Source organism: Bacillus cereus group sp. RP32 (assembly GCF_040459735.1).
GTDB lineage: Bacteria > Bacillota > Bacilli > Bacillales > Bacillaceae_G > Bacillus_A > Bacillus_A wiedmannii.
The window spans coordinates 4019867-4043406 of sequence record NZ_JARVHO010000001.1 but is presented as its reverse complement, the minus strand read 5'-3'; the positions used below and the strand labels follow the sequence as shown (position 1 = coordinate 4043406).

Below are 23540 nucleotides of genomic sequence, written 5' to 3'. Positions count from 1 at the left end.
TACATAACCTCCTCCTAAATGGCAACTTGAAGAACAGTGATATGGTATTTTAAGAGATATGTTGTTTGAAAGTAATTGAGAAAAATAGGAGGAATTTCGACCATATTCAAATTATAATTTAGTTATCCGACCATTTGTTTTTATTATCTTTGGGGGTGTTCTACATGCATTATGCATTTTCACGCATAAGACTACGCAGTTTTTTTGGATGGATGATTATAGGGTTGTTCCTTACGATGATTCCATTAGATCTAGCAAATGTTTCTGAGAATACGCTGGAAGTTATTTCACAAATAACTGTATTTTTTATATTTCCGTTATTTTGGTTATACGTAAAAACAAATAAAAATAATGTTGTGTTTAACAGTTTTTTTGATAAGCCAGGACGTTTACCGTGGGGATTAATTGTATTAGCAACGATAATGGGAATGATTTTTTCAGTTGGTATATCTCATATTCAATTTTACATATTAGCACATACGTTACCGAGTTTCTTAGTTACCATGTTAGAAGACGGAAATGTTATTAATACGAGTAACATATATATGACGATATTTACTTTCATTTCAGCATGTGTATTAGCACCTATTATGGAAGAGGTTATTTTTAGGGGGTTCTTTTTACAGCGAATGGCTTATAAATGGGGAATTAAAAAAGCTGTAATCATATCTTCACTTATTTTTGGTTTAGGACATTTTGATGTTATTGGTGCATTTATGTTTGGTATTGTAATGTGTCTTTTATACATAAAGACGAAAAATATATGGACGAATATCGCTGTACATGCTCTAAATAATTTAATTGCAACAAGTATGCAATTTGTCGGTGGAGAAGAGAGTAACGCAATCTCAATTACTGAATTACAAGCGCAAAGTAATTTATGGATCGGTATTGGTCTTACAGTTGTTGGATTACTTTGGTTAATTCCTTACGTTTGGAAACAATGGCGTACAGTAAAAGAAGTGGGTGTGCCACCAGTGCGCTTTATAAATGAGGAAAAAGTGGTGAGTGCATTACAAGAAAATGAAGTGTATAGTCAAGTGATTGTAACAGATAGACTGATGGCTGTAGAGCTACCAGATGAAGCAGTAAATAAGCTTCGATTAGAAGAAAATGATTATGTAACAGTATCTGTAGAAGAAGATAAAATCGTTATAAAGAAAGCACGTGATAGATAATTAAAAAGTAGCTCTTAGGAGCTACTTTTTAATTTGTAATAATTTCTACACGAAAATTATTACCGTTCTTTACATATTTAATATCTGTAACAGTGCGGACTGTTTTTAAAATCTCCACTTTTTCACCAATTCGAGGGATAGTCGGAACATTATCCCAAATGCCAAGTAAATCATCTAATTGTGCCGTTTTTTCATAAAACCAGATTTTCAATGTAAAGCCCCTTTCTCGAACTTTATGTATTTTAATACATAATATATTATTTTTATTCTTATTGTAAGGGGTTTTTTTGTATTTTATGAATAAAAACAAATTAAGCTTCTGGGAAGATGTGTTCGATATCAGGAGTAAGAGATACTTCTGATAATACGATATGAGAAACTGTCGTTGCATATGAAGAAACATCATTGATAAAATCTTCAAGTTCAACGAGTGAAGGAACAGAAATTTTTACAATATAGCATAAGCTTCCTGTTACTCGGTAACAAAAACTTGCAGATGGATAAGACTGAATAAACTGTTGCATACGTGTTGTATCACCATTTTTTAAAGTGATTTCTAAAATACAATCTAAAACAAGTCCTGCTTTTTTATAATCGATATCAATTGTGTACTTTTGAATCACGCCTTCACTTTCAAGTTTGCGAACACGTTCTGCAGTAGACGGAGCAGATAAGTTTACTCGTTTCGCCAATTCACGCATGGAAAGGCGACTATCATTATATAATTCATTTAAAATCTTTCGATCGACACGGTCTAGTTGCATTTGTAAATATACCTCCAGTAAAATAATAATTTTTGTAAAGGAAAAATATAAATTAAGATTCATATGAAATGTAAAGTGAACTTTATTTATTTTACAATAAAACGGAAGGAAATAGGAGGGGAAATGATGGAGAGAATTTCATTATCAAATGTAGGAGTTACAAAGTTTCAAAAGTTATTAGGGCATAATCCAGATCTATTACATTCATGGAGTATGGTAGAGAATACACTGTATAGTAAAGGAACTCTGTCGGCAGAGCTAAAGGAGCAAGTAAGAAGAACATTAGCGTACGGGAATGAATGTCCGTACTGTATGGCAAAGGGAAGACCTGATGATATGCAAAAGGTAGAAGAAATGAGTGTAGCAGTTACTTTTGCACATACATTTGTTCATGATAAAAAGGCAATAGATGATAATATGTTTCATGCATTGAAACAATATTGGACGGAAAAAGAAATTGTAGAGCTTTGCGCTTATATTTGTTTTATCACTGCGTCGCAACAACTTGGTTTTCTGTTTCAATTACAGCCAAATGAAGGAGAAAATGATGATTAATCAAATAGCACTTATTATAATTGATGTACAAAAAGCGTTTCAATTACCATACTGGGGCGAGAGAAATAATCTTTTTGCTGAAGAAAAAATGAGAATTTTATTAGAAGAATGGAGAAGAAGGAAAAGACCGGTTTTTCATATTCAACATGTAAATAAAGAAAATGCTCAGTCGATGTTTTATGAGGGAGCGGAAACAGTAAACTTTAAAGAAGAGCTGAAGCCATTACCAGGTGAAGTGGTTATTCAGAAATTCGTTAACAGCGCGTTCATTGGGACAAATTTAGAAGAGCAATTAAGAGAGAACAAATGTAATGCAGTAGTGGTTGTAGGATTAACGACAAATCATTGTGTGGAAACTACGACACGAATGGCAGGAAATTTAGGATTTACAACGTATTTAGTGAGTGATGCAACGGCTACTTTTAACCGTAAAGGTCTAGATGGTAAAGAGTATAATGCAGAGGATATTCACAATATGACACTTCTAAATTTACATGAAGAGTTTGCTACAATTGTGACGACAAAAGAAGTATTAAAATTATTTTAAGAAAATAATTGCGAATTATGTAGAAAAAAATAAGAATATTTCGTATAATCTAAGTACAATCATTTTGAAATAGGGGTGGCATCATATGGAGCAAATTCCGGTAAAGAGAATAGAAGAAGTACTTGTTGTAGCAGGGGACGATAAACAGAAGCAAAAGGAATTTTATGAATTGCTCTTATCTACTGAGTTTTATGTTGCTGGTTCACTAGAAGCAGAGGACGGGGCAACAGAAGGAATACTTCGTTTGCGTCATTTCCAAGGAGAGGGTAGATGGATCGTTCCGTTCTTTACACAAATGGAATTTGTAAAAGACGTGTTGCCAGAAGGAACGCCCCTTATTACAATACGTGGAAAAGAATTATTTGGTAGCATTGAGAAAGATGCTACAGCAGTATTAAATGTTGGCACTGATATAAGTAAAACATTTATTCCAGAAGAAGTTGCAGATATCGCATCTGGACGAATTTTTAATTATTATAAATAAAAGGAAAAGCGGAATCGCTTTTCCTTTTTAATTTGAATACGGATTGGCTACGCCAGAAGAAATAGAGAGTGTTTTATTATTTGTATTTATTGTCGCTGTAGCTCCAAGAGGAATCCCGATGTTTGGGCTTATATGTCCAAACGGTAAACCGAATAGGACAGGTATATGATATGGTGCGAAATATTCATATAGTATTGTTTGCAATGATTGAGATGGTTTAGAAGGAGTGCAGTCGTGACAACTTGTAAAAATAACACCGCTACATTCATTAAACTTGCCAGATAAAAGCAGCTGATTTAACATACGGTCAATGCGATACGGTTCTTCCCCAATGTCTTCAAGCAATAAAAGTTTATTAGCCGTATTTATCTCATAGGGTGAGCCAATTATACTCGTTAATACAGTTAAATTTCCTCCCGCCAATGTGCCTGTAACTGTACATGGAGAGATAGGTACGATACATTCTGAAGCAGATAAGATGGTTGAATACGGATGGAATAGTTGATTGAAAGAAGATAAAGAAAGAGAATCTACACCTTTACCTAGTTCTTCAACCATTGGACCATGAAAAGTAACAAGCTTTGCATAACGTGAAAAGGCCGTATGTAAAGCTGTAATATCGCTATATCCCCAAAAGATTTTTGGATTCTGCTGAATGATTTCATATTGAATGTGAGGGAGGAGACGAGCACTTCCGTAACCACCTCGTGCACAGAAAATGGCCTTTACTTCATTATTTGTAAATGCTTCATGTATATCATCGAGCCGAACTTGATCACTTCCAGCTAAATATCCATATTTCTCATAAACACTCTTCCCGATTACTACAGATAAACCCATTTCTTGTAATAGGGTTACCCCTTTTAATACATTTTCAATTGTTGGTGGGCCGGACGGTGCAATAACCATTACTGTATCACCTTGTTGTAACGCATTTGGATATATCATTATTTTTAGCCTCCTTCCCTTTCAATATATTCGCTTCCTATGAAGTTCAACCCTTGTAAAAGAAGGGGAAAGTTTGTCAAATAAAGAAGATATAAGGGGAATAGGAGGAGAAATGATGTTTACAAGTCGCGTAATAGATCTATTACAAATTAAGTATCCCATCATTCAAGCAGGTATGGCAGGTGCGATTACGACGCCTGAGCTTGTTGCAGCTGTAAGTAATAGCGGAGGACTAGGAACGCTTGGAGCAGGCTATATGAGCCCTGAGCAAATTCGTGAAGCAATTAATAAAATAAGGGAACGAACTGATAAGCCTTTCGGTGTTAATTTACTGTTAACGAAAGAGATACAGATAGAAGAAGAGAAAGTAAACTTGGCAAAGGTATTACTTAGCGGAGTGAATAGAGAATTCGGTATAGAGGAAGAAGAGACGATAAAGCTTCCTAAAAGCTATAAAGAACAATTACAAGTGTTAGTAGAAGAAAACGTACCAGTCGTTAGCTTTGCATTTCAAACGTTAGAAAAAGAAGAAATAGATGACTTAAAAAGAAGAGGAATAAAAGTCATAGGAACAGCTACTCATGTGAGAGAGGCGAGGGTGCTTGCTGAATTAGGAGTAGACATTATTGTTGGTCAAGGTAGTGAGGCAGGAGGGCATAGAGGAACGTTTATTGGGAAAGAACAGGACGCTATGATTGGGACGTTTGCATTAATTCCGCAGTTAGTAGCAGCAATCCCGCATATCCCAATTGTTGCAGCAGGTGGTGTAATGAACGGACAAGGGCTTGTTGCGGCATTTACACTGGGGGCAGAAGCTGTTCAAATGGGATCAGCCTTTTTAACGAGTAAAGAAAGTATTACGCATGATGTGTATAAAGAAGCAGTGTTACATAGTACAGATACGAGTACAACTGTGACCCGTGCGTTTTCCGGGAAATATGCGCGGGGTATTCGTAATGAATTTATAGAGAGACATGAAGGGAAAGAAGAAGGGCTTCCGATGTATCCAGTGCAAAATGTATTAACCTCTAAAATACGCCAAGAAGCAGCAAAACAAAATAAAGGAGAATACATGTCGCTTTGGGCAGGGCAAGCGTCATCGTTAGCACGAATAGAATCAGCTCAGCATGTAGTGGAGCGAGTTATGAAAGAAGCAGAGAACGTAATCGAACAATTACAAAATATATATAGAAAAAGACCACTTGAATAATTCAAGCGGTCTTTTCGTTAGTTTGCTTTATAAAATTGTTGGATGGCCTCATCGATATAAACCCAGCCTTTCCAACCTAAGTGCATATGATCTTTTAAGAAGTATTTATCATATTCATGATTTGAGAAGTCGGCAATTGGATAGCCAGCTTTCTCAATTTGCTCATGAACTTTCTTATAGTACAATTCGCGGCGTTCTTTCGGGAAGCCAGCGTAATCGTACCAAGGACCTTTTACAGGAACAGAAATGAAGAGTGGTTTTGCACCAGATTGTTTTAATAAATCAAGTACAATTTGTAAATCTTCATATTCTGGCGATTGATCATAAGCATCATTTTTTAAGTAGCCTTCACGTTGCTTTAATTTCTTCTTGATTTTGCTGTTGAAGTAATCATCTTCGATACCATATTCGTTAGAACCTGATTCTACTGCACCAGTTTGATCTGCATGTTTACGAGCTTCTTCCCAATTCATTTGTTTTAATGAAGGGTCAAGTTTTTCTTTATGCGGTTTAATATCAAACATTGCTGTAAATAAATCTTTACGATCTAAAATGTTACGATAAATATAAGCGAAAGGTTTAGCAGCAAGTGCTTTTACTTTATGCTTTGTATCATCATAAACGATACCTTCAAGCGAAATTTTTAGTAAAGTTTCTTTCTTGACGATCTCAAAGTTTAATAAACGTTTTGCAATTTGCTTTTTCATTTCAGGCTTTAAGTCATCATTGAAAAGCAAGTGATAGCCTTGTTGTTTGGAAAAGTTAGGTGCAAAGTGTGTTTCATCAATACCTTGTGGTACAAACCATTGAGGAGAAAGAACGAATACCATTTTCTTATCCTTCAATTGATCCATTGTAGATGCAAAGTTTAACACATGTACAAGGTCTTGTGTTCCTCCGCGTCCAAGTAGGAATGGTGTGAACCCTTCAGGCTTTACTTTGAAATAATTTGATGGATGGAAAGCATCCATACGTGCGAATTCCGATGAACCGTACATCGGAAGGTATTTCGGGTCTGCTAACATCTTTTGCTGTAATATCATACTTTGAATCTTTTCTTCTTTTAAAGAAGTGGCAGCTTGTTCTACTTTTTCATCACTTAAAAGTGGAAGTAAGAAGCGCGTTGGAATAAGTAAGAATACAGCAAAAAGGGCCAATGCTAAAAGCATCGGACCAAATTTTGCTTTGTTCATCGGATTTCTTCCAACTTCTTGATAACCATGTTTGGTGTAGCCCACTCGTCACGGTCAAAATCAGAAATAGAAACTTCAATATCTAAACGCTCTTGGAATTCAACTAATAAAGATACTACAGCGAAAGAATCAAGAATACCTTCTTCAAATAATTGAACATCTAAGTTTTCTTTCACAATATCGTTTTCACATACTTCTTCTAAAATATCTAATACTTGCTCTTTGAATTCTGCCATTTTTAAAATCTCCTTTATATCCGAAATATATTATATGTGCAACTTCTTACTAGTATAAGAAGGGTGCATTAAAAGTATCTGTTAAGGTGTCCAGAGAAAATTAGGAACCCGAAACATACAACGTGGAATGTAATTACAATCGCAAGGATGTGTGTAAATTTATTGTTTGGCCAAAACTTATGCTTCTTGTTTTTTCGTTCGAAAATATCGAATAGAATGAACAGTGCGGCATGATATAGACCATAAATAATGTATTGATACACATGCTCACCAGTAATATGCCAAATTCCCATGATGAAAAAGTTCAAAAATGCACCGATATACGAAATTGTGTAACGGTTTTTAATTAACTTTTTCTTCGTTGCAAAAAAGACGAAACGCATGTAAATAAAGTCACGGAACCAGAATGATAAACTCATGTGCCAACGGTTCCAGAAGTCTTTAATGTTACGACTAATGAACGGTTTATTAAAGTTTTCAGGCGTTTTAATACCCATCATATAACTTACACCAATTACAAATGAGCTATAACCAGCAAAGTCGAAGAATAAATATAAGCTATAGCTATACATGTAAATCATATTGGATAGGATTGTATCTTGCTGAGCAAATGCTGGATCCATAAAATATTGCTTTATTAAGTAAGCGATAATAAATTTATACAAGAAACCTTGGAAAATGCGGTTTAATCCTGTATATAGTAAATTTTGATATTCTTCAGCGCTAGGTGGCTTTTGAATATCTTTTTGGAATCTACGGTAACGATCGATAGGTCCTGTTGAAATCGCCGGGAAGAATAAAACGAATTCCCAAAAATTAAAGAAGGAAAGTTCTTTAATTAAGTTATCACGAACTTCAAATACCATTTGTACTGCTCTAAATGTTACATAGGACATTCCTAAAAATACAACAAACTTTAGCTCAGGTACAAACGGTGCAATTTTTGCTAAAACGAGCGGTAAAATCGACAAAATAACAGCTATACAAAACATGAATGTACTATTATTTTGTTTTCTTAAAATTAAATAGCCTTTAATAAGGGCATATTGCCAAATAATAAATGCGGCTAACATAATCGCTTGCTTCGGTTTATCCGAGAAGATAATAACGAGCATTACTAATGTTAAAACGGCATTATATTTACGCAACATTTTACCTTTTAGTCCAGCTATGATAGTAGGTATTAATAAAATGCCCACTATAGCGAAAAAATAAAATGATCCATATGCGGTCATGCTGTAACCTCACTCAATAATTTTTTGCGATCTACCTTTCCATTTGGTGTCATTGGAATAGAAGATTGATACATGAATTTACGTGGAATCATGTAGTTTGGTAATCGCTCATTGAGTTCTTTTTTGATTGCAGATGTTAATTTGAATTCTTTTTCAAATGAATGTTCGCCGGGAACAACAACCGCTAATAAATAATCGTATTTTTCACCTTTTTTAATTGGAACGATAACTGCACCTTCTACGTAAGAACACGCACGAAGGTGATGCTCAATTTCTTCTAATTCCATTCGATAACCATGCAGCTTAATTTGGAAATCAAGACGACCATTATAGAATAGAAGACCATTTTCAACATAGCCAGCATCGCCTGTTTTATAGGCGCGCTCACCGTCAATCATAGTAAATGCTTTTTCTGTTAATTCAGGGCTTCCTAAATATCCAACGCTTACGCTTGGACCGACAATTACGATTTCACCTTTTTCACCATCAGGTGCAAGCGTACCATCTTCTTTCATAATAAGAAGGCGGCAGTCTGATTTACAGTAGCCAACTGGAAGTGATTTGTATTGATCAAGTACTTCTTCTGTAACGTGAATACCTGTTACAGCGACAGTAGCTTCTGTTGGACCGTACGTATTCATAATTGTTGCTTTCGGGAAACGCTCAATTAATTTTCTAGCTACTTCATTTGGTAACACTTCACCGCAGAATAAGAATGTTTTCATGTTCGGTAGCATAGTCTCAGAGAAAGATGCTTCCATTAAACACATCTCTGCGAAAGATGGTGTTGAAGTCCATACTTGTATATCCGATTGCTCTAAAGAAGCAAACAAGTCTTTTGGACGTGCAATCATATCTTTATCGATTGCCCAAAGTGTACCACCTGTTACTAAGGATGGGTAAATATCCATGACAGATAAATCGAATGAGAAAGGTGCTTGGTTTAAGAATACTTGTCCTGTTTGTAAGTTGAAATCTTCTACAGCCCATTTTGTAAAGCTTACAAGGCAGTTATAAGTAATCTGAACCCCTTTCGGATTACCTGTGCTTCCTGATGTGTAAATAATGTAGAAGTTCTCATCACCTTTTACCGCATGTTCAGGATTTGGAGTGTTCCCTTTATGAGTAAAGAAAATATCTTTTAAGTTGTCTTCACTTACAATGCGAACTGGTAAATCAGTTACAGTTACTTCAGTTCCTGATAAAAGTAGTTTCGCACCAGAATTTTCAGCGATACGTTGTACACGATCAGCTGGGATAGATAAATCTACAGGAATATAAGCGTGTCCAGCTTTTACACATCCTAAAAAGTTAATAATCATTTCAGGTTGCATATGGCCATACACCATAATTGGTGAACGATCATCTGGATACTCAGAAGAAATCCAATGTGCTAACGCATCAGAATCTTCCTTTAATTGTTTGTACGTAATTTTCGCATCTCGCCAAACAAAAGCAGTTTGATCAGGCGTTTCAATAGCCCACTTTTCAATTTGTTCTAATAACTTCATAACGTTCCCACCCTAAAATTCGTTGTAAATAAATGTACTTGTGTTTGTATCATGGAATCCATACAACCAAAGCAATGCAAATAAAATTGCAAGGTAATAAACCGTCTTTGCAACCCATTGTGTGAGTGGTCGAGACCATATCTCTTTTAATCTTTCCATGTCTTTCCCTCTCTTAATGAAATGATAGCTCTTTGTAGGTATCATGTCCTACATTATTGTGAAAAAAACAAAATTCCACATTTTAGGTAAAAATAAGTCAAAAGGCTCTTTTCTGATATTAGCACTAAATACTAAAAAAGAAAATCCCTAACTTAGCAATTATATTACATTCAGCATGAATTTGTAATGGGTTTGACATGTAAATAGGAAGTGGATTGTGTGAATGTATAAAAGTGGTCTGGGAGAATGTATAGAAAAGTAATATTTGTTTGAGTTTTTCATAGTTAATATATGAATTGTTAAAGTTTCATAAGAGGAGGAATTTCTGATGAAGAGGATGTGGAAGGATCTTATTTCAGAAGAAAACATTATTAAGTGGAGACAGCATTTTCATAAATATCCGGAATTATCATTTCATGAAAAAGAAACTTCACAATTTATATATGATACATTATGTTCATTTTCTTCTTTTGAAGTAACGAGACCGACGAAGTATAGTGTACTAGCAATTAAAAGAGGGACGGGACAAGGGAAAGTAGTTGCGATTCGAGCTGATATAGATGCTTTACCAATTCAAGAAGAGACAAGGAAATCTTATACGTCTGTGAATAAAGGAATGATGCATGCATGTGGGCATGATGCTCACGCAGCTATTTTGTTAAGTACAGCAGAGGTGCTATCAAATATAAAGGAAGATTTCGTAGGTGAGATTCGTCTCTTCTTTCAGCACGCAGAAGAGGTGTATCCTGGCGGGGGACAAGAAATGGTTGAGGCAGGCGTGATGGATGGTGTTGATTATGTAATAGGTTTACATGTTATGTCTGGATTGGAGAGCGGGAAAATCGGAATTGCGTACGGTCCGATGATGGCGGCACCGGACGTATTTACAGTTGAAATTCAAGGGAAAGGAGGGCATGCGGCGAGGCCAGAAGAAACGATAGATCCTATTGCTATCGGAGCACAGATTATTACAAATTTACAACATATCGTATCAAGAAATACAAGTGCTTTCATGCAAAGAGTTGTTTCAGTTACGCAGTTTCATGGGGGAATGGCTGATAATATTATTCCTAATGCAGCAACTTTAATGGGAACTGTGCGTTCTTTTAATCAAGCGTTAAGAATAGAAGCAGAAGAGAAAATTGAGCAAATCGTGAAAGGAATTACAAAAGCACATGGAGGGAAGTATACATATACGTATCGATATGGATATGATCCGGTTATTAATGATGAATATATTACGAAAGTAGTAGAAGAAAGTGCACTACATTTGTTTGGGAATGAGCGTGTTGTGAAGCTTGAACCTTCTATGGGAGGAGAAGATTTTTCAGCATATTTAAGAAAAGCACCGGGTTGCTTCATTAAATTGGGGACGGGGAATGAAAAGATAGATACTTGTTATCCACATCATCATCCAAAATTTGATGTAGATGAAGCAGCTTTAATTTATGGAGTGGAATTATTTTTAGAGACAGCGATAAGATTGCTAAAATCGTAAAAAAGTATAAAAAAAGGCAACTGCGCTCTATCGCAGTTGCTTTTATTTCTTTCCGTCAGAGAGGGCTGAGAAAGAACTATGCTCATTTATAGTATATGAATAGCTAACGGACAAGCTTGTACATTTTAATCATTTTTTTAAAAATAGTTGTTGACAGTGATAATCAATGTCAATTAATCTAAATATAGTTGAAATTGATAATTATTATCAATAGGGTGGATGCGACATGTTAATGAGAAAAAAATTTCACCTTCTGCGGAGGGGATTAAAAGATAAAAATAAAGAAGTTGATCAGCATATGGAATGGCAACGAAATGTAATTCGATCTGAATATGTAGATGAGAAGAGTACACTTCCAACAGAAAAAGAGATACAAGGTAAAAGGAGAGATTCAGTTGAGTAAGTTAGTAATGATATTTGCAAGTATGAGTGGAAATACAGAGGAAATGGCTGATCATATTGCGGGTGCAATTCGTGAAACAGAAAATGAAATTGAAGTGATCGATATTATGGATTCACCAGAGGCTTCTATACTAGAACAGTATGATGGAATTATTTTAGGTGCTTACACTTGGGGAGATGGTGACCTTCCTGATGATTTCTTAGATTTTTATGACGCAATGGATTCTATTGATTTAAATGGGAAAAAAGCAGCAGTATTCGGATCATGTGATTCGGCTTATCCGAAATACGGCGTGGCGGTTGACATTTTAATAGAAAAGCTACAAGAGCGCGGAGCTGCAGTTGTGTTAGAAGGACTAAAAGTAGAATTAACGCCAGAAGATGAAGATGTAGAAAAATGTTTACAGTTTGGAGCTGAATTTGTAAAACACCTTTCTTAATGGCAGAAGGGAGATGGAGAGCAAGTGCACGAGAAAATCGCAATCAAAACGATGACAGATTATCATTTGTATGATTTTATGCGTTGTCCGCATAAATTTTATTTTCGTCATATAAAAAGAAGAGAACCTTCTTCATTTGAATGGCAACAAATTGCACAAATGATTGTGAATCGAATTATTAACGAGTATTACACACTACCTGCGGGCCAACAAACGAAAATCGTACTTTTAATATTAATAGAAAAGTATTGGAAAAGAGTAAGGATTAATATGTTCGCTTCAAAGACGGAGTATTATATTGTGTTAGCGAAGTTAACGGATCACTTATTACAGTTTGTTGAAAGAGATGATAGTCAGACACCGCCGTTATTTTTATATGAAAAATTTCAAACATATATGGAAGAGTTAGGTGTCCACATGTCATTGACATTAGAAGTTGGTGAGTGGAGTACTGAGTCGTTTGTAATTAAAAAGTATGTTGTCGATGCGGATGAGGAAATGCTTGCTCTTTGTCAAAAGTTAATGACAGTATTCAGTTATAAAGCTTTCGGTATTCTTCCAGGAAAAATTGAAGTTATTAATTTAATAGAAGGAACTAAGTATGAGTACATTCCGAAACAGGAAGATATTATAACTGGCATGGCTGATTTATCTAGAATGAAAGAAATGTTGCAACAACCTGAGCATTATACAGAGCGTCATTTTCGTTCTGAGTGTATGAGTTGTGCGTTTCGTAGTGAATGCCAAAGGGAAGAAGTAAAGAAAGAAGTAAAGCAGAAGAAAAATATCGTACATTAAAGGATGCAATTTTGCATCCTTTTTTGTTATTGACATGAAAAGCTTTTCATCATTTACCGTATATTTGTAGCAGATTTTAATAAAGGGAGGAATAATCAATGAAAGATGAAACGAAAGTATTTCAATGGTTAAAAGAACAGAATGCTCCTTTTGGAATTCAACTGCAAATTTTACAAGCGTTTCAACTGTATCAAATCATTGTTGAAATGGATAAAAAGTTAATGATGTATGAGGAGAGAGAATATAGAGAGAGAATTTAATCTCGGCCCTGTAGTATTACTTTCAGTTTTTCTGTACCTGCTAGAAATTCAAGTTCATTCTTTGTTTCAAAGTTATAAATCATATTATGTAATAAAGGACTGTATTGATAAAAGGTCGTGATGCGATGAATGAGTAATGGATCATGGTGTGAAATAAGCGTACTGTATTGTTCATATACTGATGTAGTAAATTCATGTCCGAAATCATAATATAGCCCAGCAAAATCAAAGGCGGGATCTCCAATTTGAGCATCACCAAAATCGATAATACCTGAAATGGTTTTATTTTGGTGATCAAATAAAATGTGATGATGTGTAAAGTCAGCGTGAATAATTGTTTTTTGAAAAGTGGATGTATCGATACATGTAAAGAAATTTTCGAATAAACAATTTAACGCTGATTTCTGGTATGAAGTAAGACTGTTAGTAAGATATTGAGTTAATTTTGTTTGTAGCTCTTTCCAGTAGGTGAGTGTTTTTTCAACAGGGAATCCTAACGTTGTACCTTGTTTTAAAGGAATACTATGTAAGGTTGCAAGGAAGGTAGCTAATTGTATAATAATAGTTTTCAGTTCTTTATCCTCAAGCTTGATTACTATGTCTGTTTTTAATGGTTCACCATGAATGAGTGTATAGTAACTACAAAGTGGAACCGCATCAGCATCATTTCTATATAATAGGTGATACTGTGGAACCTCAATTTCATGTAGTGAACAAGAGAGGAGTGTGCATAGTTCTTGTTCTAACGGAATTCGCATTGCATATTCCTGTTTTCGAGGGAAACGAAACAGTAGCTCATCATTTATGATAATCGCTACATTATCCCATCCTTCTTCATTTTGTTTATATGAATGTATAGAAAGATTAGGCAAAGCTTCTTTTATATACTGTTTGTAAGAGTCCATAATTGTTCCTCATTTCTAAGTTAAGTTATTCCACTTTATGATATCAGAATTTTCTTTCTATATGTTAAAATATAACTATCATTATGAAGAAGGGCGGGAGTATTACGAAGAAAAGACTATTCATCATTTCTCTATGTATCGCTTTTGGATTGTTTTGGTCATATAAAGAAGAGGTTTTTGCTAGCTTTAAACCGATTGATCCGTATGGATTAAATAATAAATTAAAGAACAAAAGTATAGAAACTTTAACTCATAATGAAATGAAAAAGGTAGGAGAACATTTTGTGACAGAGCAATTATCAGTGTTTGAGCTTAATAATAAAGAAGATGTGAAACGAAAAGGTGAAGAACTATTTGTAAGTAGAGGATATGAACAATTAATAGGAAATTATTATCCAAATCGGTTTCGGGATTTAGAGTATAAATTTACAAACGAGGACATACGTGAAGTGACGGATGAAAGTTTTCGTTATCAAACTGCAGCGTACGTTGCGGGTACTGAAAATGGTAAGAGAAGCGAAATGAAATTGAATTATGAAATGAAAATTGTAAAGGTTAATAATATATTTAAGGTGTTAGAACAAAAGCAATATGTACAATAAAGTGAAACATGAATCAGTGCTACAAATAGCGGATAAAAAAATCCCCCAGTTCTTTGAGGGATTCTAAAGGTTTTCATTTTGTTGACCAAGTTCTTTTTGAGCAATATATAAATTTCCTTGCTCGACTTGTTTCTGTGTAAGAACAGAATCACCTGCATACCCTTTTTCTGTTTTCACAGTTTTTTTTGAACGATTGGAATCTTGTTTCTTCATATATAATATGTCACCTTTCCTTAAAAATAAACGAAAACGATGAGTACGAGTAACACCGCAGCAAAAATAGTAATGCCCATTAAAAACGAGGTGTTTTTATATTTAGGTGGCTTATGTACATCTTGCCGATATCCAGGTGAAATTTCAGGGGCGAATTCTTCATCGAATGATTGCTTTTTTTCTTTTTCGTCCATATGTATCCACCTTTCTTTTTCATTATGTTATACGTTCAAAGAAAAAATATGCATAAAGAAAACCGCCCTCTATCGTGAGCGGCGGTTTTCTGTTGTATATTTTCTTTGAACTTGAAAGAGACGGACAAGAAGGAAGATAGCGCCAAATGCTAGACCGATAATAAGACCGATCCAATATCCTTTTGCTGCCCAGTCAGTATACGTTGCTAATATGTAACCGAGAGGGAGACCTATTACCCAGTAAGCGATTAATGTCATAATTAAGGAAACATTTACGTCTTTATAACCACGTAGTGCCCCTTGTACAGGAGTTGCAATTGCATCTGAAATTTGAAATAAAATCGCAAATATAAGAAATTCTTTTGCTAAATGATGAACTTGTATATCTGTCGTATAAATTGAAGCAATTGCATCATCAAAGAAGTAGAGAAGAATTGAATATAATAGGGCGAATGCAAGTGCTAAGCAAATCCCGATAAATCCATATTGTTTTGCGTTATTGTATCGCTTTGCTCCAACTTCAAATCCAACAGCGATGGTCATTGCCATTGCTAAACTTAAAGGAGTCATATATAACAAGGAAGCGAAGTTCATAGCTGCTTGATGAGCAGCGATTGTTGTCGTACTAAAATTACTCATCATAAGTGTCACCGCAGCGAAAATACTCGTTTCAAAAAAGATAGCAAATCCGATAGGGACGCCAAGTTTTAAGAATTCAGTCCAACTTGAAAGAGAAGGACGATATAATTGTTTAAATATATTGAAAGATGCGAAAGGCTCTTTCGTACGAATAATAATAACGGTAATGATTAAAATGCACCAATAAGTTGCTGCAGAAGCAATTGCCGCTCCAACACCACCGAGTTTTGGAAAACCGAAATGACCAAAAATTAATACATAATTTAATACTACGTTAATTGGTAATGATAGTAATGTAATGATCATCGTTGTGCGAGTTTTTCCTAATGCATCAATGAAGCCGCGTAAAACAGTGTAAGTAAATAAAGGGATAATTCCAATTGCAATAATACTTAAAAATTGTGCCGCAATACGTTCCACTGGTTCTTCCAGGCGCATGCCGTTTAAAATAGGTGAAACAGCGAAGAAACCGATAAGGATGACCACGAAACTAGCACAAATTGCTAAATATACTGCTTGTATGACAACTTGGGGAACATCCTCTTTTTTCTTTGATCCAACGAGCTGCGCAACAATTGGAGTAGTAGCCATTAAAATTCCTGTTAATCCGGTACTAACGGGAAGCCATATACTTGTTCCGATAGCAACACCCGCTAAATCAATAGGACTTGCGTGCCCGGACATTGTCGTATCGAAAAAACTCATTGCAAATAATGACATTTGCGTTACGAAAATCGGGAAAAATAGTAATACAAATTGCTTTAATTTTTGTGAGAATGAATTAGTTTCTTTCATAAAATCCCCTTTCCGCTAAAAAAACAAACTCATACTATCATACAATTTAATCAAAAAATAGAAAAGAAATACGCGCATACAACATGTACAATCAATAAAAAAAGGATGCACTTTAAAAGGGGATAAGGTATTATGATAAGGTGTGAAAAAATTACATATTCGTTATTAAGGAGGCACTACTCGTGGCTGATTGGTTAATTGGAATAATCATGGGTGCTGTTGAAGGGTTAACAGAGTTTTTACCAGTTTCATCAACAGGACATATGATTTTAACAGGTCATTTACTTGGATTTGACGATGAGAGAGCGAAAGTTTTCGAAGTTGTTATTCAATTGGGATCGATTTTAGCAGTTGTTGTTATATTTTGGAAGCGTCTATGGTCTTTAGTAGGTATAGGGAAAGTAACAGAAGGACCATCGTTAAATTTATTACATATTATTATCGGGATGATTCCTGCCGGCGTACTTGGCGTATTGTTCCATAGCGCGATTAAAGAAGTTTTATTTGGGCCAGGCCCAGTTGTCATCAGTTTAGTGGCTGGTGGTATTTTAATGATTGTTGCTGAAAAGTTTTCGAAACCAAGTACAGCAAGAACATTAGATGAAATCACATATAAGCAAGCATTTACAATTGGAATGTTCCAATGTTTAGCGCTTTGGCCAGGATTTTCTCGTTCTGGATCTACAATAAGTGGTGGTTTATTAGCTCGCGTGTCACATACAGCGGCGGCTGAATATACATTCATTTTAGCAGTACCAATGATGGTAGCTGCAAGTGGTTTAGATTTAATTAAAAGCTGGGATATATTAAGTACGGCTGATATCCCATTATTTGCAACAGGATTCATTACAGCATTCGTTGTTGCGATGTTTGCAATTGTTTCATTCTTAAAATTATTAGCTCGTGTAAAACTAACACCGTTCGCTTACTACCGTTTCATTTTAGCTGCGGTATTCTATTTCTTCTTCATTATGTAATAAAAAAACTGCCGAGTTCGGCAGTTTTTTTATTTTACTACTTTTTCCATCATGCTTTCCATTACATGTTCCCAAAGAGTAGTATCATCCGCTAATGTGGCACGGAAATTAGCGTACATTTCTTTTTGTTTCTCTTCGAATGTTGGATCTTCTTTTTCAGGCAATGTAGCGCGCATTGAAGTTACTAATTCTTGTACTTTCGGAGCGCGTGGTCCCCAAACGGCTTGTTCATTTCCATCTGTATCAATGAAAATAAAGATTGGAATGGCACGTGCTGTTCCATTTGTTAAATATTGATCCATTAATTCTAAGTTTTCATCGCGAATTAATAATTTCATATCAATATTTGCAACTTCAGAAATTCGTTTCATAACAGGTACGCATAAAAGAGCGTCACCACACCAATCAGCTGTTAATACGATAACACGCCAGCCATCATTTTGGCGTTCTTCTAATACAGGAAGTAATTCATTTGGAATTAAAAAGTTATTGTAAATGTGTAGTAGCTCGTATTGATTGACTTTCATTTCATTCACATATGTATCAAAGGACATACCTTTATCAGCCCATTGTTGTAAGTTCATAAGTAACACCTCTTTAGTATGATTTGTTTTCATTGTACCAATTTTTATATAGAAAAGCTTGTATTCTTACTCTTTCTTATCGGTTAATAATTTATTTAATAGGAAAAAGAATAGTACGACACATAATTCAGCTATGTTGGACAGTTGTACGCTCTCTATCCAATCGTCGGCAGTATGAATGACGAACCAATCTAACGTAATTTCAATGATTGCAAAAAGCGTAATAGCCAGCCAATTTGGCATGTTTTTTGTCATTGGATATAGCAACGCCTTGAGGAAGCCGAAGATAAAGAATGTAATACCGTCTAAGAAAGTGATTAATAGAAAAAATAGAAGTAAAGCAGTGCGTGATCTATACTCTATACCTGTAATATGAAAGATTCCTACATATACAAAGAATATAAATGCAAAAATTATAATGAGAAACAGAATAACAAAACCAATAATCAAAGTCTTATCTTTTAGATTGAGATTAGAAAATTTTTCTTCTTCACTCACTATTCCATCCCCTTTTTCTGGAAAATCAACTTTATTGTATCATGAAATATCTATTAAAAAACTACGAATTGTGGGAAAATAAGGTGACAAAAAGTAAGATTTCATGTAAAATTATTAATAAGGTTTTTATTTAACTAAATGAAATAAAAGGGGCTGTCAAAGTTGTCTCAAAATCGAGAGCAATTAATGGAAGAACTATCGACAAATGTTTTTGCTATGTTCCGCACGTTGCGTAATGATATTGGAAAGATATTTGGTGGTTACATACCGTGGAATGAGTTCATCGTCCTTAGAATATTGAATCGTACGAATAAAGAAATGGTATCACGTGTAGCCAATGAGTTAAATGTGTCGAATAGTCATATTACAGCTGTTACAGAAAAATTAATTAATAAAGGTTTTGTAACTCGTTCACGTTCTACGTCAGATCGCAGAGTTGTATATTTGGAGATTACAGAACAAGGAAAAGATTTAGTTGCAAAAATGGAAGGGGAGAAAAAGAAATATTTACAAGAAAGATTCTCCGCGCTTTCAGAAGAAGAAATGAATATAATGATATCAATTTCTAAAAAACTTATTTAATTCATCACAGGTAAGAAAACGCTTACGTAATAAAGGAGAAGACCTTCCTTATGAGAGGAAGGTCTTCTTTCATATGTAAAAGATTATAAAAAAGAAAATATGTAACATACTACTAGTAAAGGAAGGGGGCAGACATATGACAAATCGAAATGGTAGTAAAGGGAGCGGAAATCAAGGCTCACCGAAATCAGGTCAATTTCAGCAAGAGTTTAGCACTGAATTTGAGACTGGTAATGATAACAAAGGAAAAGAATATCGTTCGAAAAAAGGAAGTAAATCAAAAAAGGAGTGAAATGATTCACTCCTTTTTTGATTTAAGATGCTGCAGATTGATCCGTATTATATTTTTCTTCTGATTTTGCAACAATCATTGCGCAAATTGCATCACCAGAAATGTTTACAGCTGTTCGTGACATATCTAGAATACGGTCAATACCGATAATTAAGGCAATACCTTCTACCGGTAGATTTACTTGATTTAACACCATCGTCAGCATTACAAGTCCAACACCTGGTACACCAGCAGTACCGATACTAGCTAGTACAGCAGTTAATACGACGACAGCTAATTGGGACATAGTAAGCTCAACTCCGTATACTTGAGCGATAAACACAGTTGCTACACCTTGCATAATGGCAGTACCATCCATATTGATAGTTGCCCCCAGTGGTTGTACAAAAGAACTTATCGCTTTTGGAACACCAAGTTTTTCTTGTGCTGTTTTCATTGCAAACGGAAGAGATGCATTAGAGCTAGATGTACTAAACCCAATTGCCATTACCGGTCCGAAATGTTTAAAGAAACGGACAATACTTTCTTTTGCTAATACCTTTAATAATCCGCCATAGACGAAGACGCCGTGAATAATAAGTACTAGCATAACGACAATCATATACTTGAACATCGCAGCGACGCCTGCAAGACCCATTTTACCAACGGATGAAGCGAGCAATCCAAATGTTCCGATTGGAGCTAATTTCATAACGAGATTAACAAGATACATCATTAATTCGTTGCCCTGTTCAAGTAATGAATGGATACCTTGAACTTGTTTTCCTAAAATAGCTATACCGAGTCCGATTAATACGGCAAAGGCAATAATTTGTAACATATTTCCATCAGCCATCGCTTTTGCTGGGTTATCTGGTACGATATTTAGCAATGTATCGACGAAAGATGTTTCGGTTTTTGCCCCTTCATATTTAAGCCCTTCGGTTTTAAAGTTACCGCCAGATCCTGGTTGTATAATCAGTGCAAATGTAACTGCAATAGAGATGGCAACGGCTGTAGTTACAAGAAAGAATGAAATTGATTTTAAGCCGATTCTTCCAAGTTGTTTCGGGTCTCCAAGCCCAGCAGATCCAAGCACGATAGAAATGAATACAACAGGAACAACTAGCATTTTAATGAGGCGAATAAATAATTGACCAAGTGGATTGAACACATATTGATTTAATGGTTCAAAAATGGATGGTGCAGCTAAATTTAAAGTGAGTCCGACGACTAAACCGAGAAATAATGCGATTAAGATTGCTTTTGTTTGTTTCAATAAAACCCCCCCTTTATTTTTGTAAAATTACTTTCTATATTAATTGTACAGAAAAACCGCCTATTCTGACAGTATTTTCTGAATATTCTGTATGAAAATATGTATTTAAATGATAGATTGCTTTTGCTAAAGTAAGCAAAAAAGTTGGGGAATCTAGTTAGAACACAAAGTAGACCATCACAAATGATGGCCAAAGGAAGGGGACAATTTATGTCGATTTAATTAGGGATGGAAGCCATTCAAAGACACTGGGGAATGTCTTATAAATTAGGGAGGAATAGCTTCGATACATATACTATAAAAGTTGGATGTGACCCCCATGTGAACATAGAGTGAAAGAGAGAGGGAGTTTTAAATAGAAGATAGAGTAAACAAAAAAATAAGACCATCACAAATGATGGCCAAAGGAAGGGGACAATTTATGTCAATTTAATTAGGGATGGAAGCTATTCAAAGACACTGGGGAATGTCTTATAAATTAGGGAGGAACAGCTTCGATACATATACTATAAAAGTTGGATGTGACCCCCATGTGAACATAGAGTGAAAGAGAGAGGGAGTTTTATATAAAGTATAGAGTAAACAAAAAAATAAGACCATCGCAAATGATGGCCAAAGGAAGGGGACAATTTATGTCAACTTAATTAGGGATGGAAGTTGTTCAAGACACTGGGGAATGTCTTATAAATTAGGGAGGAACAACTTCGATACATATACTATAAAAGTTGGATGTGACCCCCATGTGAACATAGAGTGAAAGAGAGAGGGAGTTTTAAATAAGAGGTAGAGTAAACAAAAAATAAGACCATCACAAATGATGGCCAAAGGAAGGGGACAATTTATGTCAATTTAATTAGGGATGGAAGTTGTTCAAGACACTGGGGAATGTCTTATAAATTAGGGAGGAACAACTTCGATATATATACTATAAAAGTTGGATGTGACCTTGATGTGAACATAGAGTGAAAGGTATGAGAATTTGAGAAATGATACATATAAAATGATTGTTGCGAGAGTTGTAGAGTACGAATAAATATAATAGAAAGTTTCTTGTCATAAAATGAAGTGAAGTCCGAATATAAATAAAAGTTGAAAACTATGAAAAAAAGGATTATGCTCAACTATATTATAAGAATATGAGGTTTATCCGACTATTTGAGGGCTCTTAAAAGCCTTTATTTATGAAGGAAAAGCTGCACTTTATTAAGGGAGTTAGTGATATGGAAGTAACAAAAAGACAAGGGCTGTATAATCGTTTTATACGATTAAATCCACCACAAATATTAGCACTAGGCTTTTTCTGCTTAATTGTGGTTGGCGGTTTGTTATTAAAGTTACCATTCGCAACGAAAGTACATATTAGTTGGGTAGATGCTTTCTTTACGGCAACGTCAGCAGCAACTGTAACCGGATTAGGAGTAGTAGATACTGCAAGTACGTTTACGATGTTTGGCGAGATTGTTATTATGTTTTTAATTCAAACAGGTGGTTTAGGTCTTATGACAATTGCCATTTTAATTGTTTGGGTATTAGGTAAAAAAATCGGGTTACGCCATCGATTATTAATCGGAGAGGCATTTAATCAGACAAATATAGGTGGTCTTGTAAAATTAGTAAAACGTGTCTTTATATTTTCAATTTGTATTGAATTGATTGGAGTTATCTTTTTATCATTTCGCTTTATTCCAGAGTTTGGCTTTGGAAAAGGTGTATACTATAGTGTTTTTCACGTGATCGCATCATATAATAATGCCGGATTTGCTCTATGGCCAGATAATTTAACGAGGTATGTAGGAGATCCTATTATTAATATTGGGATCTGCTCTTTAATCGTAATAGGTGGTCTCGGTTTTACTGTATTAATTGATATATGGTATAGCCGTAGTTTTCGAAAATTATCGCTTCATTCCAAAATCATGATTGTTGGAACAGTAGCGCTAAATGTGATAGCGATGATTGTGATTTTTGTATTGGAATATAATAATGTGAAGACGTTGGGGAATTTACCTTTAAATGAAAAGTTATGGGCTTCTTTTTTCCAAGGTATTACTCCTCGTACTGCTGGATTTAATACAGTTGACTACGGGGGGATGGAAGAATCATCTATATTATTTACGATGGTTTTAATGTTTATTGGTGCAGGAAGTGTATCGACAGGTGGAGGGATTAAATTAACAACGTTTGTTATTTTAGTTACATCCGTCCTTTCTTTCTTTAGAAAAAAAGAGGAAATCGTTTTATTTCAGCGCACGATAAAAATGTCAACAGTAACGAGAGCGTTAGCCATTGCTGTTGCCAGTCAAATACTCATTTTTGCAGCAGTATTTGTATTAATGCTTACAGAAAACTTTAGTTTTATTCAGTTACTATTTGAAACAATTTCAGCGTTTGGAACAGTAGGGTTAACGATGGGGATTACTGCAAAGTTATCAGCGTTTGGAAAATGTATTATTATGTTTGTTATGTTTTGTGGATTAATTGGACCGTTAACACTTGTTTTTTCTTTAGCGCGACCAGCAAAACAAAAAATTAAATATCCATCGGAAGATGTATTTACAGGATAAGGTATCCCGCATAAGCGAG

30 protein-coding genes are annotated in these 23540 nt (G+C 35.0%); 15 read left to right on the top strand and 15 right to left on the bottom strand.

Features of this window, described 5'->3' with window-relative positions; all coding sequences use genetic code 11:
• The first annotated feature begins 164 nt into the window (after positions 1–164).
• Positions 165–1178, top strand: coding sequence for a CPBP family glutamic-type intramembrane protease (locus tag QCI46_RS20845; protein WP_353841287.1), 1014 nt, complete (start codon positions 165–167; stop codon positions 1176–1178).
• Positions 1179–1206: 28 nt separating this feature from the next.
• On the opposite strand, the gene QCI46_RS20840 is transcribed toward QCI46_RS20845, so the two are convergent.
• Together QCI46_RS20840 and QCI46_RS20835 are read right to left on the bottom strand one after the other, a co-directional pair.
• Positions 1207–1389: a DUF3913 family protein gene (locus QCI46_RS20840; RefSeq protein ID WP_000707107.1), complete on the bottom strand. Its 183-nt coding sequence runs from the start codon at positions 1387–1389 to the stop codon at positions 1207–1209.
• A gap of 100 nt (positions 1390–1489) precedes the next feature.
• Positions 1490–1942: an Lrp/AsnC family transcriptional regulator gene (locus QCI46_RS20835; RefSeq protein ID WP_001175491.1), complete on the bottom strand. Its 453-nt coding sequence runs from the start codon at positions 1940–1942 to the stop codon at positions 1490–1492.
• Between the two features lie 63 nt (positions 1943–2005).
• On the opposite strand from QCI46_RS20835, the gene QCI46_RS20830 reads away from it, so the two are divergent.
• The 3 genes from QCI46_RS20830 (at position 2006) to QCI46_RS20820 (ending at position 3528) form a co-directional block, all read left to right on the top strand.
• The gene (locus QCI46_RS20830) at positions 2006–2497 is read left to right on the top strand and encodes a carboxymuconolactone decarboxylase family protein (protein ID WP_097857431.1); all 492 of its coding nucleotides are present in this window, start codon (positions 2006–2008) and stop codon (positions 2495–2497) included.
• Positions 2490–3044, top strand: coding sequence for a cysteine hydrolase family protein (locus QCI46_RS20825; RefSeq protein ID WP_353841913.1), 555 nt, complete (start codon positions 2490–2492; stop codon positions 3042–3044). The genes QCI46_RS20830 and QCI46_RS20825 overlap by 8 nt, the downstream gene beginning before the upstream one ends.
• An 85-nt stretch (positions 3045–3129) precedes the next feature.
• Entirely contained in the window at positions 3130–3528 is a 399-nt protein-coding gene (locus tag QCI46_RS20820) for an SseB family protein (protein WP_000435201.1), read from the top strand.
• Positions 3529–3555: 27 nt separating this feature from the next.
• Here QCI46_RS20820 and QCI46_RS20815 read toward each other — a convergent pair whose 3' ends face one another.
• Positions 3556–4476 carry a S66 peptidase family protein gene (locus QCI46_RS20815; RefSeq protein WP_353841286.1) on the bottom strand — a complete coding sequence of 307 codons (921 nt, stop codon included), beginning with the start codon at positions 4474–4476 and terminating at the stop codon, positions 3556–3558.
• 115 nt (positions 4477–4591) lie between these two features.
• Here QCI46_RS20815 and QCI46_RS20810 point away from each other — a divergent pair, with 115 nt between their 5' ends.
• A complete protein-coding gene (locus QCI46_RS20810) occupies positions 4592–5686 on the top strand; it encodes an NAD(P)H-dependent flavin oxidoreductase (protein ID WP_353841912.1) in 1095 nt (364 codons plus the stop codon).
• 17 nt (positions 5687–5703) lie between these two features.
• Here the strand turns inward: QCI46_RS20810 and dltD are convergent, their stop codons facing one another.
• From dltD to QCI46_RS20785, 5 genes are all read right to left on the bottom strand, one after another.
• Positions 5704–6879, bottom strand: coding sequence for a D-alanyl-lipoteichoic acid biosynthesis protein DltD (dltD, locus tag QCI46_RS20805; protein ID WP_048544965.1), 1176 nt, complete (start codon positions 6877–6879; stop codon positions 5704–5706).
• Positions 6876–7115 (bottom strand): D-alanine--poly(phosphoribitol) ligase subunit DltC, encoded by a 240-nt coding sequence (gene dltC / locus QCI46_RS20800; RefSeq protein WP_000807310.1) that lies wholly within the window; start codon positions 7113–7115, stop codon positions 6876–6878. Before dltC ends, dltD begins: the two co-directional genes overlap by 4 nt.
• Positions 7116–7183: 68 nt before the next feature.
• Entirely contained in the window at positions 7184–8350 is a 1167-nt protein-coding gene (gene dltB / locus QCI46_RS20795) for a D-alanyl-lipoteichoic acid biosynthesis protein DltB (RefSeq protein WP_353841285.1), read from the bottom strand.
• Complete coding sequence (dltA, locus tag QCI46_RS20790) at positions 8347–9861, bottom strand: D-alanine--poly(phosphoribitol) ligase subunit DltA (protein WP_098857380.1); 1515 nt, start codon at positions 9859–9861, stop codon at positions 8347–8349. The genes dltB and dltA overlap by 4 nt, the downstream gene beginning before the upstream one ends.
• Positions 9862–9873: 12 nt before the next feature.
• Entirely contained in the window at positions 9874–10020 is a 147-nt protein-coding gene (locus tag QCI46_RS20785; protein WP_000440293.1) for a teichoic acid D-Ala incorporation-associated protein DltX, read from the bottom strand.
• 328 nt (positions 10021–10348) lie between these two features.
• On the opposite strand from QCI46_RS20785, the gene amaA reads away from it, so the two are divergent.
• The 5 genes from amaA (at position 10349) to QCI46_RS20760 (ending at position 13418) form a co-directional block, all read left to right on the top strand.
• Positions 10349–11518: an N-acyl-aliphatic-L-amino acid amidohydrolase gene (amaA, locus tag QCI46_RS20780; RefSeq protein WP_087984828.1), complete on the top strand. Its 1170-nt coding sequence runs from the start codon at positions 10349–10351 to the stop codon at positions 11516–11518.
• A 226-nt stretch (positions 11519–11744) separates the two neighbouring features.
• Positions 11745–11921: a hypothetical protein gene (locus QCI46_RS20775; protein ID WP_353841284.1), complete on the top strand. Its 177-nt coding sequence runs from the start codon at positions 11745–11747 to the stop codon at positions 11919–11921.
• Positions 11914–12360, top strand: coding sequence for a flavodoxin (locus QCI46_RS20770; RefSeq protein WP_000041145.1), 447 nt, complete (start codon positions 11914–11916; stop codon positions 12358–12360). The genes QCI46_RS20775 and QCI46_RS20770 overlap by 8 nt, the downstream gene beginning before the upstream one ends.
• Positions 12361–12384: 24 nt before the next feature.
• Positions 12385–13158, top strand: a complete 774-nt coding sequence (locus tag QCI46_RS20765) for a hypothetical protein (RefSeq protein WP_098047491.1) — start codon at positions 12385–12387, stop codon at positions 13156–13158.
• A gap of 98 nt (positions 13159–13256) precedes the next feature.
• A complete protein-coding gene (locus QCI46_RS20760; RefSeq protein ID WP_046958209.1) occupies positions 13257–13418 on the top strand; it encodes a hypothetical protein in 162 nt (53 codons plus the stop codon).
• On the opposite strand, the gene QCI46_RS20755 is transcribed toward QCI46_RS20760, so the two are convergent.
• A complete protein-coding gene (locus QCI46_RS20755) occupies positions 13415–14323 on the bottom strand; it encodes an aminoglycoside phosphotransferase family protein (RefSeq protein ID WP_353841283.1) in 909 nt (302 codons plus the stop codon). The genes QCI46_RS20760 and QCI46_RS20755 overlap by 4 nt on opposite strands.
• Before the next feature lie 83 nt (positions 14324–14406).
• Here QCI46_RS20755 and QCI46_RS20750 point away from each other — a divergent pair, with 83 nt between their 5' ends.
• Positions 14407–14925: a biotin transporter BioY gene (locus QCI46_RS20750; protein WP_327957824.1), complete on the top strand. Its 519-nt coding sequence runs from the start codon at positions 14407–14409 to the stop codon at positions 14923–14925.
• A 63-nt stretch (positions 14926–14988) separates the two neighbouring features.
• On the opposite strand, the gene QCI46_RS20745 is transcribed toward QCI46_RS20750, so the two are convergent.
• The 3 genes from QCI46_RS20745 to QCI46_RS20735 form a co-directional block, all read right to left on the bottom strand.
• Positions 14989–15138: a hypothetical protein gene (locus tag QCI46_RS20745; protein WP_327957823.1), complete on the bottom strand. Its 150-nt coding sequence runs from the start codon at positions 15136–15138 to the stop codon at positions 14989–14991.
• A 20-nt stretch (positions 15139–15158) separates the two neighbouring features.
• The gene (locus tag QCI46_RS20740) at positions 15159–15332 is read right to left on the bottom strand and encodes a 2-isopropylmalate synthase (protein ID WP_327957822.1); all 174 of its coding nucleotides are present in this window, start codon (positions 15330–15332) and stop codon (positions 15159–15161) included.
• Positions 15333–15401: 69 nt separating this feature from the next.
• Positions 15402–16766, bottom strand: a complete 1365-nt coding sequence (locus tag QCI46_RS20735) for an MATE family efflux transporter (protein ID WP_353841282.1) — start codon at positions 16764–16766, stop codon at positions 15402–15404.
• A 182-nt stretch (positions 16767–16948) separates the two neighbouring features.
• On the opposite strand from QCI46_RS20735, the gene uppP reads away from it, so the two are divergent.
• Positions 16949–17743 carry a bacitracin resistance undecaprenyl-diphosphatase gene (gene uppP, locus QCI46_RS20730; RefSeq protein ID WP_098068904.1) on the top strand — a complete coding sequence of 265 codons (795 nt, stop codon included), beginning with the start codon at positions 16949–16951 and terminating at the stop codon, positions 17741–17743.
• A gap of 29 nt (positions 17744–17772) precedes the next feature.
• Here uppP and QCI46_RS20725 read toward each other — a convergent pair whose 3' ends face one another.
• Both QCI46_RS20725 and QCI46_RS20720 read right to left on the bottom strand, forming a co-directional pair.
• Positions 17773–18360, bottom strand: a complete 588-nt coding sequence (locus QCI46_RS20725) for a thioredoxin family protein (RefSeq protein WP_353841281.1) — start codon at positions 18358–18360, stop codon at positions 17773–17775.
• A 33-nt stretch (positions 18361–18393) separates the two neighbouring features.
• Positions 18394–18825 (bottom strand): YrvL family regulatory protein, encoded by a 432-nt coding sequence (locus QCI46_RS20720; RefSeq protein WP_098156380.1) that lies wholly within the window; start codon positions 18823–18825, stop codon positions 18394–18396.
• Between the two features lie 162 nt (positions 18826–18987).
• Between QCI46_RS20720 and QCI46_RS20715 the strand changes: the two genes are divergently transcribed.
• Both QCI46_RS20715 and QCI46_RS20710 read left to right on the top strand, forming a co-directional pair.
• Positions 18988–19407, top strand: a complete 420-nt coding sequence (locus QCI46_RS20715; RefSeq protein WP_000081442.1) for a MarR family winged helix-turn-helix transcriptional regulator — start codon at positions 18988–18990, stop codon at positions 19405–19407.
• 136 nt (positions 19408–19543) lie between these two features.
• Positions 19544–19699 carry a hypothetical protein gene (locus QCI46_RS20710; RefSeq protein WP_000184933.1) on the top strand — a complete coding sequence of 52 codons (156 nt, stop codon included), beginning with the start codon at positions 19544–19546 and terminating at the stop codon, positions 19697–19699.
• A gap of 22 nt (positions 19700–19721) precedes the next feature.
• Here QCI46_RS20710 and QCI46_RS20705 read toward each other — a convergent pair whose 3' ends face one another.
• Positions 19722–20957 carry a dicarboxylate/amino acid:cation symporter gene (locus QCI46_RS20705; protein ID WP_353841280.1) on the bottom strand — a complete coding sequence of 412 codons (1236 nt, stop codon included), beginning with the start codon at positions 20955–20957 and terminating at the stop codon, positions 19722–19724.
• 1220 nt (positions 20958–22177) lie between these two features.
• On the opposite strand from QCI46_RS20705, the gene QCI46_RS20700 reads away from it, so the two are divergent.
• Positions 22178–23521 carry a TrkH family potassium uptake protein gene (locus QCI46_RS20700; protein ID WP_353841279.1) on the top strand — a complete coding sequence of 448 codons (1344 nt, stop codon included), beginning with the start codon at positions 22178–22180 and terminating at the stop codon, positions 23519–23521.
• The last annotated feature ends 19 nt before the right edge of the window (positions 23522–23540 follow it).